At 42.4% G+C, this 23,097-nt stretch carries 20 protein-coding genes, 1 pseudogene and 1 riboswitch; of the genes and pseudogenes, 7 read left to right on the top strand and 14 right to left on the bottom strand.

All coding sequences use genetic code 11. The features are described from left to right. Both baeS and baeR read left to right on the top strand, forming a co-directional pair. Positions 1–1,389, top strand: a complete 1,389-nt coding sequence (gene baeS / locus PXH59_RS03055) for an envelope stress sensor histidine kinase BaeS (protein WP_285811609.1) — start codon at positions 1–3, stop codon at positions 1,387–1,389. Continuing rightward, positions 1,386–2,093 (top strand): envelope stress response regulator BaeR, encoded by a 708-nt coding sequence (gene baeR, locus PXH59_RS03050; protein WP_285810295.1) that lies wholly within the window; start codon positions 1,386–1,388, stop codon positions 2,091–2,093. The genes baeS and baeR overlap by 4 nt, the downstream gene beginning before the upstream one ends. Before the next feature lie 55 nt (positions 2,094–2,148). On the opposite strand, the gene PXH59_RS03045 is transcribed toward baeR, so the two are convergent. Next, positions 2,149–3,327, bottom strand: a complete 1,179-nt coding sequence (locus PXH59_RS03045) for an MFS transporter (protein WP_285810294.1) — start codon at positions 3,325–3,327, stop codon at positions 2,149–2,151. Between the two features lie 9 nt (positions 3,328–3,336). Further along, positions 3,337–3,501: a hypothetical protein gene (locus tag PXH59_RS03040; protein ID WP_285810293.1), complete on the bottom strand. Its 165-nt coding sequence runs from the start codon at positions 3,499–3,501 to the stop codon at positions 3,337–3,339. Between the two features lie 69 nt (positions 3,502–3,570). Here PXH59_RS03040 and PXH59_RS03035 point away from each other — a divergent pair, with 69 nt between their 5' ends. From PXH59_RS03035 to fbaB, 3 genes are all read left to right on the top strand, one after another. Beyond that, positions 3,571–3,915, top strand: a complete 345-nt coding sequence (locus PXH59_RS03035) for a YegP family protein (RefSeq protein WP_047767431.1) — start codon at positions 3,571–3,573, stop codon at positions 3,913–3,915. Between the two features lie 177 nt (positions 3,916–4,092). Beyond that, positions 4,093–5,457, top strand: a complete 1,365-nt coding sequence (gene trhP / locus PXH59_RS03030; RefSeq protein WP_047767429.1) for a prephenate-dependent tRNA uridine(34) hydroxylase TrhP — start codon at positions 4,093–4,095, stop codon at positions 5,455–5,457. Positions 5,458–6,059: 602 nt separating this feature from the next. Then, positions 6,060–7,109 carry a class I fructose-bisphosphate aldolase gene (gene fbaB, locus PXH59_RS03025; protein WP_047767427.1) on the top strand — a complete coding sequence of 350 codons (1,050 nt, stop codon included), beginning with the start codon at positions 6,060–6,062 and terminating at the stop codon, positions 7,107–7,109. Between the two features lie 57 nt (positions 7,110–7,166). Here fbaB and thiD read toward each other — a convergent pair whose 3' ends face one another. The 4 genes from thiD to mgrB all read right to left on the bottom strand — a co-directional run bounded on the left by thiD (position 7,167) and on the right by mgrB (position 11,059). Further along, the gene (thiD, locus tag PXH59_RS03020) at positions 7,167–7,964 is read right to left on the bottom strand and encodes a bifunctional hydroxymethylpyrimidine kinase/phosphomethylpyrimidine kinase (protein ID WP_285810292.1); all 798 of its coding nucleotides are present in this window, start codon (positions 7,962–7,964) and stop codon (positions 7,167–7,169) included. 44 nt (positions 7,965–8,008) lie between these two features. Continuing rightward, positions 8,009–8,101: riboswitch (TPP riboswitch) on the bottom strand. 122 nt (positions 8,102–8,223) lie between these two features. Continuing rightward, positions 8,224–8,433: a transcription antiterminator/RNA stability regulator CspE gene (gene cspE, locus PXH59_RS03015; protein ID WP_047767423.1), complete on the bottom strand. Its 210-nt coding sequence runs from the start codon at positions 8,431–8,433 to the stop codon at positions 8,224–8,226. 788 nt (positions 8,434–9,221) lie between these two features. After that, on the bottom strand, positions 9,222–10,586 hold the full coding sequence (locus PXH59_RS03010) for an amino acid permease (RefSeq protein ID WP_047767421.1): 1,365 nt from the start codon (positions 10,584–10,586) through the stop codon (positions 9,222–9,224). Positions 10,587–10,903: 317 nt separating this feature from the next. Then, complete coding sequence (gene mgrB / locus PXH59_RS03005; RefSeq protein ID WP_099131379.1) at positions 10,904–11,059, bottom strand: PhoP/PhoQ regulatory lipoprotein MgrB; 156 nt, start codon at positions 11,057–11,059, stop codon at positions 10,904–10,906. A 184-nt stretch (positions 11,060–11,243) separates the two neighbouring features. Between mgrB and PXH59_RS03000 the strand changes: the two genes are divergently transcribed. Further along, a complete protein-coding gene (locus PXH59_RS03000; protein WP_047767592.1) occupies positions 11,244–11,630 on the top strand; it encodes a helix-turn-helix domain-containing protein in 387 nt (128 codons plus the stop codon). Between the two features lie 218 nt (positions 11,631–11,848). On the opposite strand, the gene PXH59_RS02995 is transcribed toward PXH59_RS03000, so the two are convergent. The 3 genes from PXH59_RS02995 to tnpA form a co-directional block, all read right to left on the bottom strand. Further along, positions 11,849–12,679 (bottom strand): N-acetylmuramoyl-L-alanine amidase, encoded by an 831-nt coding sequence (locus tag PXH59_RS02995; protein WP_285811857.1) that lies wholly within the window; start codon positions 12,677–12,679, stop codon positions 11,849–11,851. Between the two features lie 211 nt (positions 12,680–12,890). Further along, positions 12,891–14,345 (bottom strand): alanine/glycine:cation symporter family protein, encoded by a 1,455-nt coding sequence (locus PXH59_RS02990; protein ID WP_285810291.1) that lies wholly within the window; start codon positions 14,343–14,345, stop codon positions 12,891–12,893. A gap of 1,228 nt (positions 14,346–15,573) precedes the next feature. Further along, positions 15,574–16,029, bottom strand: coding sequence for an IS200/IS605 family transposase (tnpA, locus tag PXH59_RS02980; protein ID WP_047767579.1), 456 nt, complete (start codon positions 16,027–16,029; stop codon positions 15,574–15,576). Positions 16,030–16,370: 341 nt separating this feature from the next. Between tnpA and PXH59_RS02975 the strand changes: the two are divergent. Then, positions 16,371–17,493, top strand: a pseudogene (locus PXH59_RS02975) (ribosomal protein uL16 3-hydroxylase). Between the two features lie 52 nt (positions 17,494–17,545). Here PXH59_RS02975 and pepT read toward each other — a convergent pair. The 5 genes from pepT to lolC all read right to left on the bottom strand — a co-directional run bounded on the left by pepT (position 17,546) and on the right by lolC (position 22,940). Next, positions 17,546–18,790: a peptidase T gene (pepT, locus tag PXH59_RS02970; protein ID WP_285810288.1), complete on the bottom strand. Its 1,245-nt coding sequence runs from the start codon at positions 18,788–18,790 to the stop codon at positions 17,546–17,548. A 66-nt stretch (positions 18,791–18,856) separates the two neighbouring features. Continuing rightward, entirely contained in the window at positions 18,857–19,687 is an 831-nt protein-coding gene (cobB, locus tag PXH59_RS02965; RefSeq protein ID WP_047767406.1) for a Sir2 family NAD+-dependent deacetylase, read from the bottom strand. Positions 19,688–19,793: 106 nt separating this feature from the next. Further along, the gene (gene lolE / locus PXH59_RS02960) at positions 19,794–21,041 is read right to left on the bottom strand and encodes a lipoprotein-releasing ABC transporter permease subunit LolE (RefSeq protein WP_285810287.1); all 1,248 of its coding nucleotides are present in this window, start codon (positions 21,039–21,041) and stop codon (positions 19,794–19,796) included. After that, positions 21,035–21,745, bottom strand: a complete 711-nt coding sequence (gene lolD / locus PXH59_RS02955; RefSeq protein ID WP_047767402.1) for a lipoprotein-releasing ABC transporter ATP-binding protein LolD — start codon at positions 21,743–21,745, stop codon at positions 21,035–21,037. Before lolD ends, lolE begins: the two co-directional genes overlap by 7 nt. Then, entirely contained in the window at positions 21,738–22,940 is a 1,203-nt protein-coding gene (lolC, locus tag PXH59_RS02950) for a lipoprotein-releasing ABC transporter permease subunit LolC (protein WP_285810286.1), read from the bottom strand. The genes lolD and lolC overlap by 8 nt, the downstream gene beginning before the upstream one ends. Between the last annotated feature and the right edge of the window lie 157 nt (positions 22,941–23,097).

Raw genomic sequence — 23,097 nt, 5'->3', positions numbered from 1 at the left:
ATAAAAATGGGTATCAGCAGTAAATTGTTTCTGGCAATTTTTGCCACTTGTATGCTGGTATTGATCACAATGCACTGGGGCATTTACCTCAGCTTTCAACACGGTTTTATGGGCTATATTAAACAAAATAGCCAAAATCGGACGAATATGCTGGCACAAGCATTGACAGAACAATACCAGCAATATGGTAACTGGCATTTTCTGACCCAGAATGATCGCGCGATATTCCAGATTATCCGTACGATTGAACAGAGTGACAATCCCTATCAAAAAACCAAACATCATGGTTGGCGTCCCCAATTTTGGGTTGTGGATACTCACATGAATCGTTTGGTTGGGCATTCTAATGACATTCCAGCGGAAAGTTATCGTGAGCCAGTTACCTATAAAAATAATATTGTTGGCTGGGTAATTGTCAGTGCATCAGACAAAATTACCCGTCAGGCTGATATTAGCTTTGCCCACCAGCAACAATTCACCAGTTGGACTATTGTCGGTTTTTCTACTTTATTGGCATTAATCGCCACTTTTCTTCTCTCACGAGGCCTGTTAAGGCCGGTTAAGCGGCTAGTGGAAGGTACACATAAACTCGCGGCAGGCGATTTCAGTATTCGTGTCGTTCCATCCAGTAAAGATGAAATCGGTAAACTGGCAATGGATTTTAACCAACTTGCCAGCACGCTGGAAAAAAATGAACAGATGCGCCGTGATTATATGGCCGATATCTCCCATGAACTGCGCACTCCACTTTCTGTTTTGCGGGGTGAACTGGAAGCCTTACAAGATGGTTTACGGAAACCCACACAGGAAACACTCCATTCCTTGCTCGCGGAAGTGACTACCTTAACAAAACTGGTAGACGATCTGCATTTATTATCCCTTTCTGATCGTGGTTCGCTAGCTTATAGAAAAGAGTCTGTTAATGTCAGTGAATTACTGCAAATCTCCGTAGCGAATTATCATGGCCGTTTTGCGGATAAGCAAATCATGTTGGTATTGAATTTAAAAGACAACATAACACTGCTTGCTGATCCAAATCGGCTAACACAGTTATTTAATAACTTGCTGGAAAACAGCCTGCGTTACACCAATGAGCATGGAAAGGTAATTATTTGTGGATATTCAAATCAGCAAAAATGGATATTGGATATGCAGGACAGTGCGCCTGGATTAACGGCGGAACAATGCCAGCAGGTTTTTGAACGTTTTTATCGTTGCGAATCCTCCCGTAACCGCGCAAGCGGAGGTTCAGGGCTTGGGCTGGCGATTTGCTATAATATTGTTGAAGCCCATGATGGAATAATTCGCGTGGAAAGCTCACCTTTAGGCGGTATTAAAATTCACGTAGAATTACCGTTGATGAAATCGTCTGAACTTGAAACACAATGAGTACACATCTTACACAATATACTGTTCTCATCGTTGAAGATGAACCAAAGTTGGGGCAACTGCTGGTTGATTATCTACAATCCGCTGATTACCACCCCCAATGGCTCAAACGTGGTGATGAAGTTATCGCTCATGTGCAAAAATTCCATCCCCATATTATCTTGCTTGATCTTATGTTGCCTGGTCTTGATGGATTGTCGGTCTGTCGGGAACTGCGTAAATTTTCAGATATTCCGATTGTCATGATGACGGCAAAAACGGAAGAAATTGACCGACTGCTCGGCTTAGAAATCGGGGCTGACGATTATATCTGTAAACCTTATAGCCCGCGGGAATTGGTAGCCAGAGTAAAGACAATCTTACGCCGTTGTTACCGTCCGAAAGAGATCATCAGTGAGCAAGGTGCGCTGGCCATTGATGAAAAACACTTTCAGGCACGTTATTTTGAACAGGTGCTTGAATTAACGCCGGTTGAATTCCGTCTGCTCAAAATTATGTCCAGCCAGCCAGGGCGGGTTTTTTCCCGTGATCAGCTATTAAATAACCTTTATAACGATCATCGCATTGTCAATGACCGTACTATTGATAGCCACATTAAAAACTTGCGCCGGAAACTGGAGCAACTGGATGGGGATAAATCTTTTATCCGCTCCATTTATGGATTAGGTTATCGTTGGGAAGCTGAAATCTGTCGTTTGATGTGAAGCACAGTAACCGGCATTATCCATACCAGTTACTGCTGCAACGCTCATTAGCTGCTTATGATTGCCTTTTTTCAACATTCAGCGTTCTTTTACGATCAAGCAAACCTGAAATGACAGCGAATAACAATGCCATTAAAGCTAATAACCCCCCGGCCAGATTAAGGGAGGTATAGCCATAATGAGATGCGATAATTACACCACCCAACCATGCCCCAACTGCATTACCCAAATTAAAGAATCCAATATTGACAGAGGAAACAAGATTAGGTGCGCCAGCCTCCTGAGCTTTATCCATCACCAGACGCTGGATTGGCGATACGGTGGCAAAGCCCGATGCGGCCATTAAAAACAGGCTCAAACAAGCAATGTACGGGTTGTCACCATAAAGCCAGAAAATAAATAAAATTAAGGACTGTAATCCTAATGTCCAATACAGCAATGGCATTATCGCCTTATCTGCAAGTTTTCCACCCACAATATTGCCAAAGAAAAAACCTAACCCCAACACCAGCAAGATCCCTGTTATTGCGCTTTCAGAGAATCCTGCAACATGGGTCATCAATGGCGCGATATAAGTCACTGTCGTAAAAAAGGCGGCAGGGCCTAAGACGGTGATCCCCATAGCCAAAAGAACATGGATATTGGTGAACGCCTGCAATTCTTTTTTAATACTGGCAGGCGCTTTTTGATCGAATTTAGGTAAAAACTTTAAAATCCCAGCTAATGCGATAATGCCAATCATCGTAATTATTGCAAAAGTAACGCGCCAGGAAATCGCTTTTCCTATCCATGTTCCAAACGGTATTCCAACCAAATTAGCCAGTGTCATTCCACTAAACATAAAGGCGATCGCAGTGGTTTTTTTATTGTCTGGCACTAATTCAGCAGCAATAATCGCACCAATTCCCATAAAAGCGCCGTGGGTTAAGGAAGCCACAATCCGGCCAATAATTGCCAGATAAAATGTCGGGGAAAAGGTGGTCAGTGCATTTCCGATAATAAATAATACCATTAACATGGAAAGCATCTTTTTCCTTTCTATACCTCCCGCCAATATGATTAGAACAGGCGCACCAACAAATACACCAAGCGCATAACTGGTTACCATATACCCCGCAGTTGGTATTGAAATACTAAATTCAGTTGCGATTTCAGGAAGTAAACCCGCGACAATGAATTCGGTTGTCGCGATCCCAAATGTCGCTATGGCTAAAGCCCAAATAGCTACAGGCATGGAAAACTCCTAATAAGAGGCTGTATTAATCGAGTTATATTGCAACGGTGTGTCGTTATCTCTGCGAGAGACTGTAATATATTCGTACAACCGCCAATTGGGAAGCAGTTCAACCAAGACAAAATAGTGATCATGCTCTATAAAATAGTGAGACAGGGGATGAATTTTTCTCATCAAATCCCTTGACTATACGAAATTCAGGCTAAACTTAAGCTGATAATTACCCAATCAGGAGAATTTCTTATGGCTACTGGGCATTATGATCTTAAGAAAGCAAAGAACGGGCAATTTTATTTCAATCTGGTGGCTGCAAACGGTGACATTATTCTGAGCAGTGAAATGTATACCACCAAAGCGGCTGCCAATAAAGGCATTCACTCTGTGCAAGTTAATTCTCCCGATAAAACTCGCCATGAAGTGAAAAAAAACAAATCAGGCAAACCTTATTTTGTCCTGAAAGCCCGAAACCATCAAATTATTGCTATCAGTGAAACTCACACCAATGACGCAAGCATGAAGAAATCTATGCAGTCGGTCATGAAAATCGGTCCAACAGAAAGCATTCGTGACCTGACCAAACAAAATTAACCGGTATAATTAATGACTCGCGCCGTATCTGCGGCGCACTATCTTTATTTTCCATAATATATTTGTGCTAATGATAAAATAAGCGTTAAAATCCCCCTCCTTTAAACCTTACCCTTAGTAATGATATCAAGACCGGGTAAGGGCTGACTTGAACTCAGACCGAGAACGTTAAAAAATATGTTTACTCCAGAATTACTCTCTCCTGCCGGCTCTTTGAAAAACATGCGGTACGCATTCGCTTATGGCGCAGATGCCATTTATGCCGGACAACCTCGCTATAGTTTGCGTGTCCGTAATAATGCATTTAATCATGAGACATTGGCACAAGGCATTAAGGAGGCGCATGAATTAGGTAAGCGTTTTTATGTCGTTGTCAATATCGCACCACATAACGCAAAGTTGAAAACTTTTATTCGTGACTTAAAACCCGTCGTAGAAATGGGACCTGATGCTTTGATTATGTCTGACCCGGGCTTAATTATGATGGTGCGCGAGACATTTCCTGAAATAGACATTCATCTTTCGGTTCAAGCCAATGCCGTTAACTGGGCTACGGTCAAATTCTGGAAACAAATGGGGCTGACGCGAGTTATCCTTTCCCGTGAACTCTCGCTGGAAGAAATTGCTGAAATCCGCCAGCAAGTGCCTGATATGGAGCTTGAGATTTTTGTGCATGGCGCACTTTGCATGGCTTATTCCGGCCGTTGCCTGTTATCGGGCTATATCAACAAGCGCGATCCCAATCAGGGCACTTGCACTAATGCCTGTCGCTGGGAATACAATGTGCAGGAAGGCAAGGAAGATAGTGTGGGTAATATTGTCCATAGGCACGATCCTATTCCGGTTAAAAACATGGAACCAACGCTCGGCCAAGGTGCACCAACGGATAAAGTCTTCATGATAGAAGAAGCCAAACGTCCTGGCGAATATATGTCAGCGTTTGAAGATGAACATGGTACTTATATCATGAATTCCAAAGACTTACGTGCCATTGAGCATGTGGAACGATTAACCAACATGGGCGTTCACTCACTGAAAATCGAAGGCCGTACCAAATCTTTTTATTATTGTGCCCGCACCGCCCAAGTATATCGCCGTGCCATAGATGATGCTGCGGCTGGAAAACCCTTCGATCCAACATTGATGACCACATTAGAAGGTTTGGCGCACCGTGGCTATACAGAAGGTTTCCTGCGCCGTCATACTCATGATGCCTACCAAACTTACGAATACGGCTATTCCGTATCAGACACTCAACAATTCGTTGGTGAATTTACTGGCAATCGCGTCAACGGACTGGCAGAAGTTGCCGTGAAGAATAAATTTCTTGTCGGGGATCATCTGGAACTCATGACTCCATCGGGTAATATTAACTTCACGTTAGAATCCATGACAAATAAAAAAGGCCAGGCTGTGGAAATTGCGCCGGGTGATGGGCATCTCGTTTATCTTCCTATTCCTGAAGAAATTAAGCTGAATTATGCTTTACTTGTGCGAAACTTAAAAGGTGGTAATACCAGAGCACCTCATCCATATGCATGACAAGTGAAATAATCCGAAATAGGATTTTAAAGAAATTGATCTATTTTTTTAGAAATAGATCACATCAATGCTAATTTATTTCCCGTATTATCAGTTCCGAAAAATAAAAAACTAAAAAATTTTGACTGTAAGACTAGGAACCACCTCCTTGGCTAGCTCAATCTCCCTTGGGCTGGCCTTTTCTTTTATACAAACAAATAAAACCAAATTAATTCAAGGAGTTAATAAAACCCCTTCATCTTAAAAAACATTAAATTAGTTAATGTTTCCAAATCCTGATGGGATATTCATTACCCTTTTATGAGTAACCGTGTTTATAGTAATCAAAAAACACCTTTTGATAAATCATGTTGGAATTTATTCAGTTTAATGAGGGAATTTTGAGAAAAAATAAGCCCAATTATCCAATTTCTGAATATCTTCAATATTTATCACCACACCAGATAAATATTATTTCACTTTATAGTCATATAACATGGTTAAATTTTAGCAATATTTGTCTTAACTGAAGCGATCCACTACGGCTTCCCTCTCCACTTGTCTTGTGATCAGCTCAAATATAAACAACAATCAGTAGCGCCTTTTGCAAACTGGAGTTAATCATGACTGATATCATTAAGTTGTTAGGAAAAGACGCAGAGAGTTTATTGGAACATCAATGTAATACCATTCCACGTGACAATCTCTATCTTCCGGGTACAGATTTCGTTGATAGAGTCATGCTCGAAAATAACCGCCCCAATACTGTTCTTCGCTCCATGCAAACCTTATTGAATCATGGACGCCTGGCAGGTACGGGTTATCTCTCAATTTTGCCGGTAGATCAGGGGGTTGAACATTCCGCCAGCGCTTCTTTCGCTACCAATCCTCTCTATTTTGATCCCAAAAATATCGTTGAACTGGCGATTGAGGCAGGCTGTAATTGTGTTGCTTCAACTTACGGTGTTCTGGCGTCTGTTTCTCGCCGTTATGCCCATAAGATCCCGTTTCTGGTTAAGCTTAATCACAATGAAACGTTGACCTATCCCGCCCAATATGATCAAACTTTGTATGCCAGTGTCGAACAGGCATTTAACATGGGTGCCGTTGCAGTAGGTGCAACAATCTATTATGGTTCTCCCGAGTCACGCCGCCAAATAGAAGAAATTTCAGCCGCCTTTGAACGCGCTCACGAACTCGGTATGGTCACTGTGTTATGGGCTTATCTGCGTAATTCCGCTTTCAAGAAAGATGGGGTTGATTACCACACCAGTGCCGATTTAACCGGCCAGGCGAATCATCTGGCCGCAACGATCGGCGCTGATATCGTTAAACAAAAAATGGCTGAAACTAACGGTGGTTATACTGCTATTGGGTTCGGGCACACGGATAAACGCGTCTATAGCAATTTGACCTCTGAACATCCGATTGATCTCGTTCGTTATCAAATTGCTAACTGTTATATGGGACGCGCTGGATTAATCAATTCAGGTGGTGCTTCTGGAAACAATGACTTAAGTGATTCTGTCCGCACTGCCGTTATCAATAAACGTGCCGGGGGAATGGGATTGATCCTTGGCCGCAAAGCGTTCAAGAAATCGATGACAGAGGGCGTTGAGTTAATCCGCTCCGTACAGGATGTTTATCTCGATAAGAAAATTACCATCGCCTAATCCATTAGATTCAGTACGTTCAAAATGGGGATCTTTGCATCCCCATTATTCAAAAATTCACCACCATTGATGAAAATGGTGGACTGGCCCAATGCCATGACCAACCTGCAAACTATCCGCCTGCATCAGCGCCTTTTGTAAATATGTTTTGGCAACCGGCAACGTACTTTGCCAATCAGAGTACCGGGGGCGTAATGCAGCAAGTGCTGCGGATAAAGTACAACCCGTTCCATGAGTATGCCGTGTATTGACTCTGGGAGCGCTGAAACGCCACTCCCCGTCCGAGGTAAAAAGCCAATCCGGGCTTTCCTCATTATTTAAATGTCCGCCTTTCAATAAAACTGTCTGGCATCCCATTGAACGTAATGCACGCCCCTGCCATAACATTTCATCTTCAGTATTGGCAATATCACATTTCAATATAGCTGCTGCTTCCGGTAAATTAGGGGTGATCAAAGAGACGATCGGCAGTAATTGCTCTACCATTGCGGAAACAGACTCTGGTGATAACAAAGGATCACCGCTTTTCGCTACCATAACAGTATCCAGTACAATGTAAGGAATAGGATAACGCTGCAACGACTCTGCTATTACAGCGATATTAGCCGCATTCGACAACATACCAATTTTGGCACTGTCAATCCTGACATCTGAAAGCACAGACTCTAACTGAGCAGCAACAAAGAGGGGATCAAGTTCATACACGGATTGTACACCCAGTGTATTTTGCGCAACCAACGCAGTGATAACTGTCGTGCCGTAGGCTCCAAGCGCAGAAAAGGTTTTTAAATCGGCCTGAATGCCGGCACCACCGCCGGGATCGGTTCCTGCGATAGTCAGTGAGTTAATTCTCATTATGGTGATTCCTGCCACCAGCTAAAGAAAAGCGGGTATCGGAATAAGAGATACCATGACTTCCCTACGCTGGCATTATCCAGATCAGGGAATACGGGTACTTCTCAGTTCAATAAAGAACGCCCCGAGTCAAAAAAAATCACTCTATTAGTATCCCAATAGAGTGATATTTGCAATAGGTTATCGCCAGATAATAAAACTAAACTAACGATAAATAGATTTAACCAGCAATCAGATAGCCGCTAAATTAAATTTATTACTATAAAGTTTTAACGTTTGCAGCAGCAGGACCTTTAGGACCATCCTGAATTTCAAACTCAACTTGTTGGCCTTCAGACAATGTTTTAAACCCATCTTTCGTAATAGCAGAAAAATGTACAAATACATCTTTGCTACCATTAGATGGAGTAATAAAACCAAAACCTTTAGACTCGTTGAACCACTTCACAGTACCAGTGATTTTTGCCATTTCAAAAATTTCCTTTGACTCACTTTATTCGCCTATTGGCATCAAAATAAACAAACCAGTATTAGTTACTGTTATTTATTAACAGAACTTTACTTCGTTTACCCATGTGTTTTATCACATACTCTTTATATAATCGCAAGCCATTTTTTTCAGGTGCTGGAGACAACGCACATATTTAAAACTCTAAATTCACATTCCGATTTGAAATTACTCAATAACCTTTAAGTCGCATAACCCCATGAATAAACGTAAAAAGAAAAATTCACCCAAAACAATATCTTTAATAAGACTAATATATAATACTGTTTTACCTATCAGTTATGGTGTAGGCCAGAGAGTTATTGTTATACAAAATTCATTTTAGGTAGCTGTAAAAATTATGGTTAATCTCACTTATTATTTTTGAACGTACAATATAGCCGCTTTACATGTAATCAGCTTACTTTTTGTTTGTCCTTTATTAAATATTGTTCAATTATAATATTTGTGGGATGACTTTTTACTATTCATCCGTATGATCATCCTCATACGATTTATTGATTTCATGAAGTGCATTTCGCCGGAGTAGTTAGCGTTTAAAATAAAACTACATTGTCAAAAAAAGAGTATAAACATTCTTATTCTGTATTATGGAGAAAATACAGAAATAATATTTTATTAAAAATAGAATTCACCAGAGAATGGCATTTAGTTACATAAAATAACGGTAATGCATTATTTATCACTGACAATCAGCCGGGCATAATACCCGGCTGAAAAAACATGGCGTGGATTAGCAACTAATCTGCTTATCTCTTGGCTTTCTTTGAGCGAACAATCAAATAACCAATCCATAAGACACCAATCCAAAACGGCATCAAGATGACTGAAATACGAATTGGGGGCATCGTTAGTATAATAACAAGAATGAATGCCAGGAATACTAAACACAGGTAGTTTCCAAATGGATACCACAGTGCCTGAAATTTCGTCTTGACACCTTCTTTATCTTTAGCTGAACGGAATTTCAAATGAGCACAACAAATCATAATCCAGTTAATGACCAGAGTTGTTACCACTAATGCCATTAACAACTCAAATGCCTTACCGGGCATAACATAGTTAATCAATACACCAATTGATGTTACCAGCGCGGATAAACCAATAGACAAGACAGGGACATTGCGTTTGTTAACTTTTGTGAGTGCATAAGGCGCATTGCCTTGTTTAGCCAAACCATACAGCATCCGGCTATTACAATACACTCCACTGTTATAAACCGACAACGCCGCCGTTAGTACCACCACATTCAGCGCATTCGCTACCCAGAAATTATCCAGATCATGGAAAATCAAAACGAATGGGCTGCCGCCTTCTACCACCTTCTCCCACGGATACAACGACAGCAAAATAGCCAATGAACCGATATAGAACAGCAAGATGCGATAAACAACCTGGTTAGTAGCTTTTGGGATATTTTTCTCAGGATTTTCTGCTTCTGCTGCGGTAATGCCGACCATTTCCAGCCCGCCAAATGAAAACATGATCACAGCCAGCGCCATAATCAAGCCAGAAATCCCATTTGGCATAAAGCCGCCCTGCTGCCACAAGTTGGTGATACTTGCCTGTGGGCCACCATTACCGCTAATCAGCAAATAACTTCCAAAGATAATCATCCCGACGATGGCACTGACTTTAATGATAGAGAACCAAAATTCGGTTTCACCATATAACCGAACATTAATTAGATTGACGAGATTAATCAGTACAAAGAATATTGCCGCAGAAATCCATGTTGGAAAGTCCGGCCACCAATATTGGATATACATGCCAACAGCCGTTAATTCTGCCATTCCAACCAAAATAAACATTGCCCAATAATTCCAGCCTGCCAGAAAACCGGCAAAATTCCCCCAATATTTATAAGCAAAGTGGCTAAATGACCCTGCGACGGGCTCTTCAACAACCATTTCGCCCAGTTGGCGCATAATTAAAAATGCGATAAACCCGCCGAGTGCATACCCAAGGAGCACTGAAGGCCCAGCCATTTTAATGGTTTGGGCAATACCTAAAAATAACCCCGTACCTACTGCACCGCCGAGAGCAATAAGCTGAATATGTCTGTTCTTTAAACCACGCTTAAGCGTAGATTGTTGTTCTTGTTGTTCTGCCATCTAATCCTCTTTTTACGATGCTTAGAACCCGTCTCATTAGAAGCTGTTTTATTTGTTGTTTTGAACCGTTGTACCTGAATAGAGCCAGAAATCCTCCAACTCTTCTCAAATTCTTACATTGCGCAAAATTTGTTGAGTTCAAATTTTCTCAACATAGTTCCTTCAACATATTATATATGATTGAGTTATATACTAATTTAACGCAATATTGAGTTTGTTAATTCGTATCAAGTGGATATTAAAACACCATTTACAAAGAATGAGTACTGCGGATGCATATTAACACACATGCAGGCAAAATAATGGTTGATTAAATGTCAAAAAGGTAAGTATCGGGTGATAGAACAAACACCTAATTCGAACACATCATTACCTTGCTCACAATGTACATCCAACGCTAACAAATACAAAAACAAACATATCAATATCAAGCACAGAGCTAAGAGGATTTTTTTAGTATTCAATGAGGTCACCTTAGGATTATTTCATTGTAGTTAACTTTATAATAAAATATTATAGAGAGTTATCATATGATAAAGTGATAATAGTGTATTAAAATTTTTAATCTAATCACTGTACCTCTATTAATGATGGGTTTTGTCATCTTGAAAAGAAGTTGTGTATACTTCTCCAACCTTCAACCAATTTAAAATTGTAATGGCACAAGATAACCACTTAGCACTTGTATGCGCACTGAGTAAATGGATAGAAAACCATCTTGGCCGTGTCATTCATCTTGAAGAGCTTGCTGCTTATTCTGGCTATTCACTTTGGCACATGCAGAAAATATTCAAGGAAGTTACCGGCATATCTCTTGGGAAGTACATCCGTCAACGACGCCTGGCTGGCGCTGTTTATCTGTTGAAAAATAGTTCTTTGCCTATTTTTGATATTGCCCTGGATTTCGGGTTTGGCTCTCAATCCCATTTTACCTATATGTTCCGTAAAGAGTACGGCATTACACCTTATGATTTTCGCCAAAGTACAGATATTGAACTTGGAGTTAAGCTTCCACTACATTTAACTGACAACTGCGGATCATAAAACCGGGTATCGTTAGCGGCCATTCATCATGGCCGCCATGCCTCGGCTTACTTATATCCACTACCTTCTCTTTCCAAAAAACATCATTCTGTTTCTATATATACTCGATAAACTTCAAGTTGCCATCTGCAAGATGACGCGAAGCCTTATATTTCCCCGCGCAGCGGGGAAATATAACACGCATCCTGAAGTTAAATTGGTATATTAAGCATAAATCGTTATTGATATTTTTCTACCAGTGCCAGAGCTATCGCTTCCGTTTCTGCATCGGGAATGCCACTAATGTCTGACGGGCGAAAATGCATCTGAAATGCTTGAATCGTTTTATACGTGGCGCTATCCAAAATTCCCGTTTGAGGAATACGATAACCATAAAGGGCCAGTGCTTTCTGAACTGATATGACTGACGCCCGCATACCCGGTGCTCTACCCGCCAAATATTTATTCACTGTTGCATGATCGGGCCAGGCCCCAATCCCCTGTTCATAAAGTTCGCGCCACGGAAAAACAGGCCCAGGATCGTCTTTTCTCAGTGGGGCAATATCGCTATGACCCACAACATTCACAGCCTGGATCTTATGCCTGTGCATAATATCTTTTGCCAATCTGATAATTGCGTCAATTTGTGATGGGTGATATGAACACCATTCTTTTTTAATAAACGCTTGTTTAAAGCCGCAATTAACAATTTCTATACCAATAGAATAGCGGTTCAAGCTTTGGTATCCATTCCACTCACTCTTTCCCGCATGCCATGCCCTTTCCTTTTCTGAAACCAGTTGGAAAATAATCGGCTCTTTATCCTGATATCTCGGTTGCGAAGGAATAAGGTAATGAATACTAACGCGGCCTCCCGTTAATTCCCGTAAAGATCTTTTATCATCTAACGCGGTATAGTGAAGGACAAGAAACCTAATTGAGTCAATACGTTGCTTGGTCGAATAAGGATAGGAATAGTCAACAATATAACCATTTCTATCTTTTAGCTCAGGGGAATAAGAACAACCAATCAACAATGTGATAAATAGGCATATTATTAATCGTTTTATCATGATCGGTCAGCTATTTTACAGAAAAAGATAACATTATAATGATTATATATTAGATGAGACAAAAAGAGATGTGGTGTTCTTTTACTTATCCGCATGTTTTTAAGAACAAATAAAAGCCAGCTATTCGCGGAACGAGCGAATAGCTGGCTAATAAAGTGACTTGATACGAGTCGTCTTGTGTTACTGATATCCTATGGACATTTCAGTATCAGCAATTACTCTTCTCACCGTTATGCGGTGCATCATGATCCCAAATACCTTTTTCAACTTGCTGTTGGATCTCTGGGTAGCTATTAATATTGAATGTCGGTAATTTGCCTGATTTTCTCTGCTGGTTATAATCTTTCGCCAGTTTCATCGCGATACCTGACAACATGAGTATGGCAATCAAGTTAACAATAGCCATACACGCCATTGATAGGTTAGCCATATTCCAAACCAGAGGGACGTCTGCCAATGTACCAAACATCACCATACCCAACGCAGCCAACCGCAGGATAAATAAACCAGCAGTGTGGTTACGCTCCAGAAATATCATATTGCTTTCAGCATAAGCGTAATTGGCAATAATCGACGTAAAGGCAAAGAAGAAAATTGCAATCGCAACGAACATCGTTCCCCAATGTCCAACAGCGGATGATAATGCTCGCTGAGTTAATTCAATCCCACTGATCGCGGTAACGTTTTCGTTAAGAACACCAGAAGAGAGGATGATCATCGCCGTCGCACTACAGATAACGATGGTATCCATAAATACCCCCAACATCTGCACATAACCCTGAGAGGCCGGATGTGGTGGATAGGGAGAAGCTGATGCTGCCGCATTGGGTGCAGAACCCATCCCCGCTTCATTCGAGAATAATCCGCGTTGAACCCCCTGAAGCATTGCCTGGGAGATGCCATAGCCTAATGTCCCCGCTATCGCTTCCTGAATGCCAAAGGCACTCTTGATAACCAGTGCAAATACCGCTGGGATACGTTCAATGTTGTGACCAACAACCCAAAGTGCCAAGATAAAATAGGAAATTGCCATAAATGGTACAACCAATTCCGCGACCCGGGCGATAGAACGCAGCCCGCCGAAAATAATTACACCACTGGTAATGACTAATACGATACCGACATAAATTGGTTTGATATTAAAAGCAAAGGCAGCCGCTTCCGCAATTGAGTTTGCCTGAACAGCATTAAATACAAGACCAAACGCGATAATAAGGAAGAATGAAAATAGAATTCCCATCCATCGCTTCTTCAACCCTCTTTCCATGTAGTAAGCCGGGCCACCGCGATAATTTCCTTGATCGTCTTTCGTCTTGTACAACTGGGCAAGCGTGCTTTCCACAAAGGCAGTCGCCATACCAATAAATGCCACTACCCACATCCAAAAAATAGCCCCTGGTCCACCGGCAGTAATTGCAATAGCAACGCCGGCTAAGTTACCGGTTCCTACACGGGCAGCAAGGCTGGTACACAAGGCCTGAAAAGATGAAATGCCCGAATCATCCGACTTATTACTATTTCTCAGAATTGAAAACATGTGGCCAAAGTGGCGAAGTTGTATAAAACCAGAACGCAGTGTGAAGTAAAGACCAACCCCAAGGAGAAGGTATATCAGTACATAGTCCCAAAGAATGTTGTTAATGAAGTTAATCAGATCCGTCAAGATATTTTCCCCTTACTAATTAGCAAACATTAGCTGACCATAGCGCCGTATTCGGCGAAATTTTATTGTGCTTCATTCCTTTTATAATTAACAAGTAACATAATTCTGTATACGAAAAACACAGAGATACAAGCCATTAAAGCGAAAAGAATGTAACACAATATTTATTTCAATGGGTAACTTTTAATGAAATTTTTACATTTACTTTAGCGTTATTGAACATTTGTTTTGATATCCATAAACGCTTCATTTCTTATTTCAAGCCGCCTAATTATATTTTTAGCACAAAAAACACGCAGAAATTTTCTTCCCATATATAAGCAAGAAACATAAATGAATTAACAATTGGACTTAAAATAAGAAACCAGTTGGCAACTAAAATACAACCTATCAAAACCAGCGTCAATCTAATACCTATTCCAATGCCCACAGCATATATACCCATTCAACTTCAGGATGCGTGTTATATTTCCCCGCTGCGCGGGGAAATATAAGGCCTCGCGTCGTCTTGCGGATGGCAACTTGAAGTTTATCGTGTATAGAGCCTATGTTAACTGGAAGTTATTGATGTCATGTCAAACAAAATACATAGAACAAATTTAGATAATCACGCACTGCTATATCATTAATGTAGTAATAACCAAATTCATTAAAAAAATTGGGGTAATTACAAAGTTTAATCTTTAAGTTTCTAAAATTTTCGGAAACATATAGTGATATTTCACTTAAGATGAGATTATTAAATTTTAATACTGTGATAGTTGGAAAAAGTCACCATTGCATATTAAAATTTTCAGTTGTTATTTTTACAATAGGAAACAACAATAACAGGTTAGTAAGATGTTAATAATCCACTATCTGGCCATCAGATAATCTGCAAGTGAGGTTATAATTGATGTTAGAGCGAAAAAGAAAAAACCCCGCAGACAATATACTGCCCAAGAGAGTTTATAGAGGAAAATCGAAGTATGAATACCACCCTGCAACAGGGGGTTCAATCTCTATCTGCTGTTTGAGTTCACCAATGTCTGTTGTTTGGAAAGAATACAATAAGATTGTGGAAAAAATAGAAAAAGATAGCACATAGAGCCTAATATATGTCGAAGTTAAAATCAAAACCACCCGCATAGCGGGTGGTTTGCTCTCGCCCTATAAGGGCATGTTACCGACTGCGCCAAAATGACGCCGCTTTCTCTTTGTTCAAGCTAAATGTCATTGTCTCTTTGGCTTACCCCTTAAAGGGGTCCTCATACTCACGTGCACTCAATTTATCCTGTATGAAATCTTGCTTTTCCTGCTCTCGGATATACTTACGGATCGTGGCTTCATTGAGTCCTACTGTACTCACATAATATCCTTCTGACCAAAACTTCCTGTTGCCAAATTTGTATTTTAGATTCGCGTGCTTATCAAATATCATCAGTGAACTTTTACCTTTCAAATATCCCATGAAACTCGATACACTGATTTTCGGCGGGATACTCACCAACATATGCACATGATCTGGCATCAAATGTCCTTCTATTATTTCTACCCCTTTGTACTTACAAAGGTTTTTTAAAATCTCACCTATACTTGAACGTAAACTTGCAAAAATAACTTTACGTCTGTATTTCGGCGAAAAGACGATATGGTATTTGCAGAGCCACTTTGTGTGGGCCAAGCTTTGTGCTTTAATTCCCATAAACACCTTTCCTTCTTAGTTACGCATATTAGCTTGAACATCTATATCGTAACGGAAAGGTGTTTTTCTTGGTATAACCCCCTGATCTCCACCCGCATAGCGGGTGGTTTTATGTTTAAGAAGCATAGGGCTTCTTAAACTGGCTAAAGCCCTAAATGAAAAACGGGAGCCATCACTCCCGTTGATACTAACATCCAATAAATAACTATCCAGCCAACAGGCAACTTCCCACCCGCATGTCAGAACCAGCACAATCTCAAAATATTTCAACCAAATCTGATATCGTCATTGACTATTCGTTATAATAGCGCGAAATTCACCCCTCACTTCAGGATGTCACCATGGATTATCAGCTAAATCTGGACTGGCAGGCGTTTTTGCAAAACCATTGGCAAAAACGACCATTGCTGATTAAACAGGGTTTCCATCAGTTTATTGATCCCCTTTCCCCCGATGAGCTGGCGGGTCTGGCGATGGAAAATGAAATCGATAGCCGTTTGGTTAGTCAGAAAAATGGGCGCTGGGACGTTTCCCACGGACCCTTTGAAACCTACGACCATTTAGGCGAAAAAAACTGGTCTTTGCTTGTACAAGCTGTTGACCATTGGCATCTCCCCCTCTTCTGCACTGATGGAACCATTCCGTGTGTTGTCTGACTGGCGCATGGATGACTTGATGATCTCGTTCTCCGCACCCGGCGGTGGTGTTGGTCCCCACCTTGACCAATATGATGTTTTTATCATTCAAGGAAAAGGGCGCAGGCGCTGGCGGGTAGGTGAAAAAGTCTCCATGAAACAGCATTGCCCTCACCCTGATTTGTTGCAGGTTGAACCCTTTGAGGCAATCATTGATGAAGAGATGTTACCGGGCGATATACTCTATATTCCACCGGGTTTCCCACACGAAGGCTATGCTATTGAGGACTCACTGAACTATTCAGTGGGATTCCGTGCCCCCAATGCCCGTGAATTATTCAGTGGATTTGCTGATTATATTCTGGCAAACGAGCTGGGAAGCCATCGCTACAGTGATCCTGGACTGACATTTCGTAATAATCCCGCCCAGATCCAGACAACCGAGTTGGACACACTGCGTTCAATGATGCGTGAATTGTTGGAACAACCAGAAACTTTCCAACATTGGTTTGGCGAATTTATCTCCCAATCGCGCCATGAATTAGATCTGGCACCGCCTGAACCTCCTTATGAAAGCGATGAGATTTATGATTTGCTAAAACAAGGCGAGGAATTAAATCGCTTGAGTGGCCTGCGCGTCCTGCGGGTTGGCGATCAATGTTTCGTCAATGGCGAATGGATGGATACTCCTCATCTCCATGCCGCCGATGCCATTTGCCAATATGACAAAGTCAACGCTGAACTTCTGGGTGACGCTATCGATGATGTCCGATTTGTCAGCCTGCTTACGGCTTTGGTCAATAGCGGTTATTGGTATTTTAATGATTAATCCGAACTAAGGGGCAAGATGGGTTGCCCCTTATTTTCTGAATGACGGAATGTTATTCAGGCGGGACATGATTTCCGTGAGTTACCGTCAATTCAGCAATCCGCATAATCACATTAACTGCTTGCTCCATGCCCTCCAGTGAAATAAATTCGTGCTTACTGTGACAATTATAGCCACCTGTGAATATATTCGGGCATGGGAGGCCACGATAAGATAACTCTGCACCATCAGTCCCCCCACGTATCGGCTGGATTATCGGCTCAATATGACAATCCAGCATCGCTTGTTTAGCAATGGCAATAACATGGGGATATTTAAGCATCTCGCTATGCATGTTGTAATAATCATCATCTATCGCCAGCTCAATATAACAGTCTGGGGGTAATCCTTCTCCAGCATTTTCCACAATCGCAATGAGGTTTTTTTTACGCTGTTCAAAATTAACCCGGTCAAAATCCCGAATGATGTAGTGCATCTCGGCACGTTCGACTGTGCCTTTCATACTCTGCAAATGATAAAAACCTTCATAGCCTTCCGTCTGTTCGGGGATTTCTTGAGCAGGCAAGGCATGATGAATGCTCATGGCTAATGTCAATGCGTTAACCATGACGCCTTTGGCACTGCCCGGATGAGCCATATTACCCACAATCTTGATTGCCACTGATGCAGCATTGAAATTTTCAAATGCCAATTCTCCTACTCCGCCTCCATCAACGGTATAGGCCCATTCTGCGCCGAAAGCCTCTATATCAAAATAGTGCGCCCCCCTGCCAATTTCTTCATCCGGCGTAAATGCTATCCGAATATCACCATGGGGCGTATTTCCCTGTTTCAAGCGCACCAGTGCGGTAATGATTTCAGCGATCCCGGCTTTATCATCAGCACCCAACAGTGTCTTCCCATCCGTCGTAATTAATGTTTTTCCCAACAAGCTATGTAACACAGGGAACACGACCGGCGACAACACCTCATCTCCCATTCCTAATGCAATATCGCCGCCACGATAATTTTCCACAATCTGGGGATTAACATGCTTACCAGAAAAATCCGGTGAGGTATCGAGGTGGGCAATAAAACCAATGACAGGCACTGGTATTGCAACATTTGCGGGCAATGTGGCCATAACACACCCCCTCTCATTGAGAGTCACATCAGCAAAACCAAGCGGGATCAGCTCCTCGTATAACACTTTGGCAAGATCCAATTGACCGTTACTACTGGGAATGGTTTTAGCAGATGGTTTTGCTTGAGTATTAAAGGCAATATATTGAAAAAAACGCGCTAATAATCTATCCATCTTCTCCCTCCCTCATTCATATGAATTTATTATGGAAAAAATGGATAGCGTTGGTATTGCGTCAAATCAGCTTTTATCTGCCTTTATCTGCTGAATTAAGGATTGGGTATATTGCGTAACTATTTTACTGGCATGCCCGTAATGTTTTTCATCAAACAAATTCTCGACCTGGCTAGGTTCAAGATTCAACTCAACAGTGTGCGCCCCGGACAATTTAGCCTCATGCACAAACCCCGCAGCCGGGTAAACGTGACCCGATGTTCCGATAGCAATAAAGATATCAGCATCAGCTAAAGCAGAATAAATCTGTTCCATCCCCAACGGCATTTCCCCAAACCACACCACATGAGGGCGCAATGGGGACGGGAACTGGCAACAATGGCAGCGATCTTCCATAGTGAGATCAGTCGTCCATTCAACTACCTGCCCTGATTGACAACACCGAACTTTCCGTAATTCACCGTGCATATGCAGAACCCGACGGCTTCCCGCCCGTTCATGCAGATCATCAATATTCTGTGTCACCAATAAAAAATGGTCACCAAACTCACGTTCGAGTTCCGCCAAAGCATAATGTGCCGCATTAGGCCGGATGTCAGGTTGCTGGAGCTGCTTTCGGCGCGCATTGTAAAATGCCTGAACCAGATCAGGATCACGCAGGAAACCTTCCGGAGTCGCAACATCTTCGACCCGATGTTCTTCCCACAGGCCATCAGAAGAGCGAAATGTCTGAATGCCTGACTCAGCAGAAATGCCGGCACCTGTCAGAACCACCACATACGGTTTTTCTATTTTATTTGCCAATCGGATATCCCTGTAAAAGTTTTGTCTATATGACCGCTGACGCCGTAATCGCCTGACTCGGTAAAATTTACTGTGCCGATGAAGAACCCGCATAGATTATTTCCTTAATGTGTTTTTAGTATGTTCTTTCAGCCGATCCATTTTACCGATTCAGCGAGATACGATAGCGTGCTTAGATACGCGTTGATACCCCGATATACTATTGTCCACTCAAAATTCGCGCTGGATCAAGTTTACTGGCCCGACGAGCAGGATACCAACTCGCCAACAAGCTTAATACTAATGCCGTTAACAAAACATAAAACACATCCATAAGATGCAATTCTGACGGCAGAAAATCGATAAAATAGATATCTCCTGAAAGGAGTTGATGCCCAAGCAGCGTTTCCAGTGCTTTAATGATAGTCGTCAAATTTAATGATGTGAAAACCCCGACAACAACACCGGTTATGCTACCTATCATGCCTGTTAGTAATCCATACCATAAAAAAATTGCCCTGATATGGCTATCCCTGGCACCCAGCGTGCGTAGGATGGCGATGTCGCTGCTTTTATCCTTCACAGCCATAATCAGGGTTGAAATGATATTAAAACAAGCTACACCAATAACCAGAATCATTGCCAAATACATAATGCTACGCACCATCTGGATATCGTTGTACATATAACCATAATCTTTTATCCACGTGCTGATATAGACATATTTCCCCGTGGCGTTACCTGCATCCCACACACGCTGTTCTGCGGCAAAAACATTATCTGCTTTAATGGCAATACCTGTTATTGCATGACCGTAATCCAGATAGCGCTGGGCATCAGGCAAAGGAACAAGGGCTAAACTGTGATCTAACACGCCGCTTAACTGGAAAATACCCGCAACTTGTAAACGGATACGTTTAGGCTGCAAAAGTTTCAGGCTTGCATCATTATTGGGGATCATGACAGTCACCCAATCACCTTGTTTCACGCGCAGTGCATGAGCCACGCCCTGCCCTAAAATCACCTGATTTTTTCCTGCCCTGAATGTTTTCCATACCCCATTACGCACAAACTGGGGTAAAGTACTCACATTCATCTCGGTATCCAGAGAGACGCCCCGTACCTGTATAGCATGAAGCTTTTCACCGCGTTCCATCAGGCCAGTAAACTCAATATAGGGAGAGGCTCCGGCAATCCCTGACGTTTCTCTTACCCGCTTAAGGGCGGTTTCCCAATCCTGAAAAGGCTGCTCCACCGCATAAATTTGTCCATGAGGCACGACGGAAAGTATCCGGTTTTTCAGCTCTCGTTCAAAACCGTTCATGGCACTCAGGCCAATAATCAGCACCGCGACACCCAGCATGATACCCAGCGTCGAAATGACAGAGATCAGGGAAACCATTCCTGAACGACGTCGGCCACGACTAAATCGTAATGCGGTAAATAATGCAAGAGGCAGATTTACCATGACCTCTCCCCCGCCGTCAGGGTTAATTCATCCTGTAAATACCCATCACGCATTTCTAGCTGACGAGCCAGTTGATTGGCTAATTTCAGATCGTGAGTGACAATGAGAAACGCAGTGCCTTGCTGTTGGTTCAATTCTTGCAGGAGCTGAAACACACTGTCTGCATTTTGTTGGTCAAGGTTACCCGTTGGTTCATCCGCCAACACTAATGACGGTTCATTTACCAGTGCCCGCGCAATGGCAACACGTTGGCGCTCTCCCCCTGACAGCTCAGATGGCCGGTGATGTGCCCGATTTTCCAACCCAACCGCCGCCAGCATATCCCGCGCTTTTTGTTGAGCACGGCGTTTTTGCCCACCAATCAGGAGCGGCATCGCAACATTTTCCAGTGCAGTAAAATCAGGCAATAAATGGTGAAACTGATAAATAAAACCAATTTCACTGTTACGTAATTCTGCCCGCGCAGACGAAGACATTTGGTTGAGTGATTGCCCCTTGAACCGAACTTCACCAGTCGTAGGTGAATCCAAACCACCAAGCAAGTGCAAAAGGGTACTTTTACCAGAGCCAGAACTCCCGACAATGGCCATTATTTCCCCCTGTTGCAGGGAAAAAGTGACATTCTTTAATACTTCTGTCGAAATTTTTCCTTCCTGATATTTTTTGCACAGTTGGTGACACAGTAATAAAGGGTGATTACTCATAACGTAAAGCCTCAGCAGGTTGGGTGGCAGCCGCGCGCCAGGAAGGGTACAGCGTCGAGATTAAGGAGATCAGCATGGCACTGATGGCGATCAGTATCACTTGCGTAGTGTCAATCGCAACAGGCAACTGAATGCCCTCAGCCAGCAGGCCGATAATCGGCATGAGGTTATTTAACTGACTGGAAAGCAATATTCCCAATCCCGTTCCCAATACAGCACCAATAATGCCGGCTCCCGCTCCCTGGATCATAAAAATGGCCATCACCTGACGGCGGGTCAGCCCTTGCGTCTGCAAGATAGCGATTTCACCCTGTTTTTCCATCACCAACAGAGAAAGAGAGGTAATAATGTTAAAAGCCGCGACAGCAATGATCAGGCTCAGTAATAACCCCATCATATTTTTCTCCATGCGAACCGCCTGAAAGAATTCTCCTTTGCGTTCGCGCCAATCTTTCCATATCAACCCATTTGGCAAGGTTTGCTGGCTTAACTCATCGACTGATAATGGCTCATTGAGGAACAAGCGCCAGCCGGTAATATAACCAATGGGATAACGCAACAATCTGGCCGCATCCTGTTGGTTAACTAACATTTCCGTACCATCAGCTTCACTGTTGGCGAAAAAGGTACCCGCTACCGTGAATAAACGCTGGCTGGGAATTCTGCCCATTGGTGTTAACTGGCTGGCACTCGGCACGATAATACGGATTTGATCACCCCGTTTTACCCCTAATTTGGCCGCCAATTTTTCGCCCAGAATGACAGAATAACGTCCGGGTTGGAGCTGGTTTCGATCAACATTAACAAGATGTTCTGCCAATGGCGCATATTCATCCTGATTAATGCCTAACATGACACCAACACCCACATTGTGGAGACTCTGTAGCACCACATCCCCTTGTACGATAGAGGTCATGCGATTAACCCCCTTTAATCCCGCAAGCTGGCTATTCGGATGTTCAACCGGGTTGATAGAGCCTTTTTCCGATGTAATGATAGCCTGCGGCATAAAGCCCAGGATGCTGCTTTCTAATGAACGCTCAAAACCGTTCATGACTGACAATACTGTAATCAAGGCCGCTACGCCTAACGTAATGCCAATCGCTGACAACCATGAAACAAAACGGCCAAATTTATCGACCGCCCGCCCGCGCATATAGCGCAATCCTATAAATAATGAGACAGATTGAAACATGAAATCTGTTACGCCCCTGTTGCCAAAGCAAAGTGTTCGAGGATAATAAAGGGTAGCAATACTTTATGGAACCACCCGTATCCCGGTTCTGTGGTTTTTTTTACTTTCTCTCAACCTGCCAGCGTATTTATTGTAAGGCTACTGGGTTAAAAATGTG

The organism is Xenorhabdus bakwenae, assembly GCF_030272115.1.
Taxonomy (GTDB): Bacteria; Pseudomonadota; Gammaproteobacteria; order Enterobacterales; family Enterobacteriaceae; genus Xenorhabdus; species Xenorhabdus bakwenae.
Note: the sequence above shows the minus strand (reverse complement) of the source record. Positions and strands in the feature narration are given on the sequence as shown.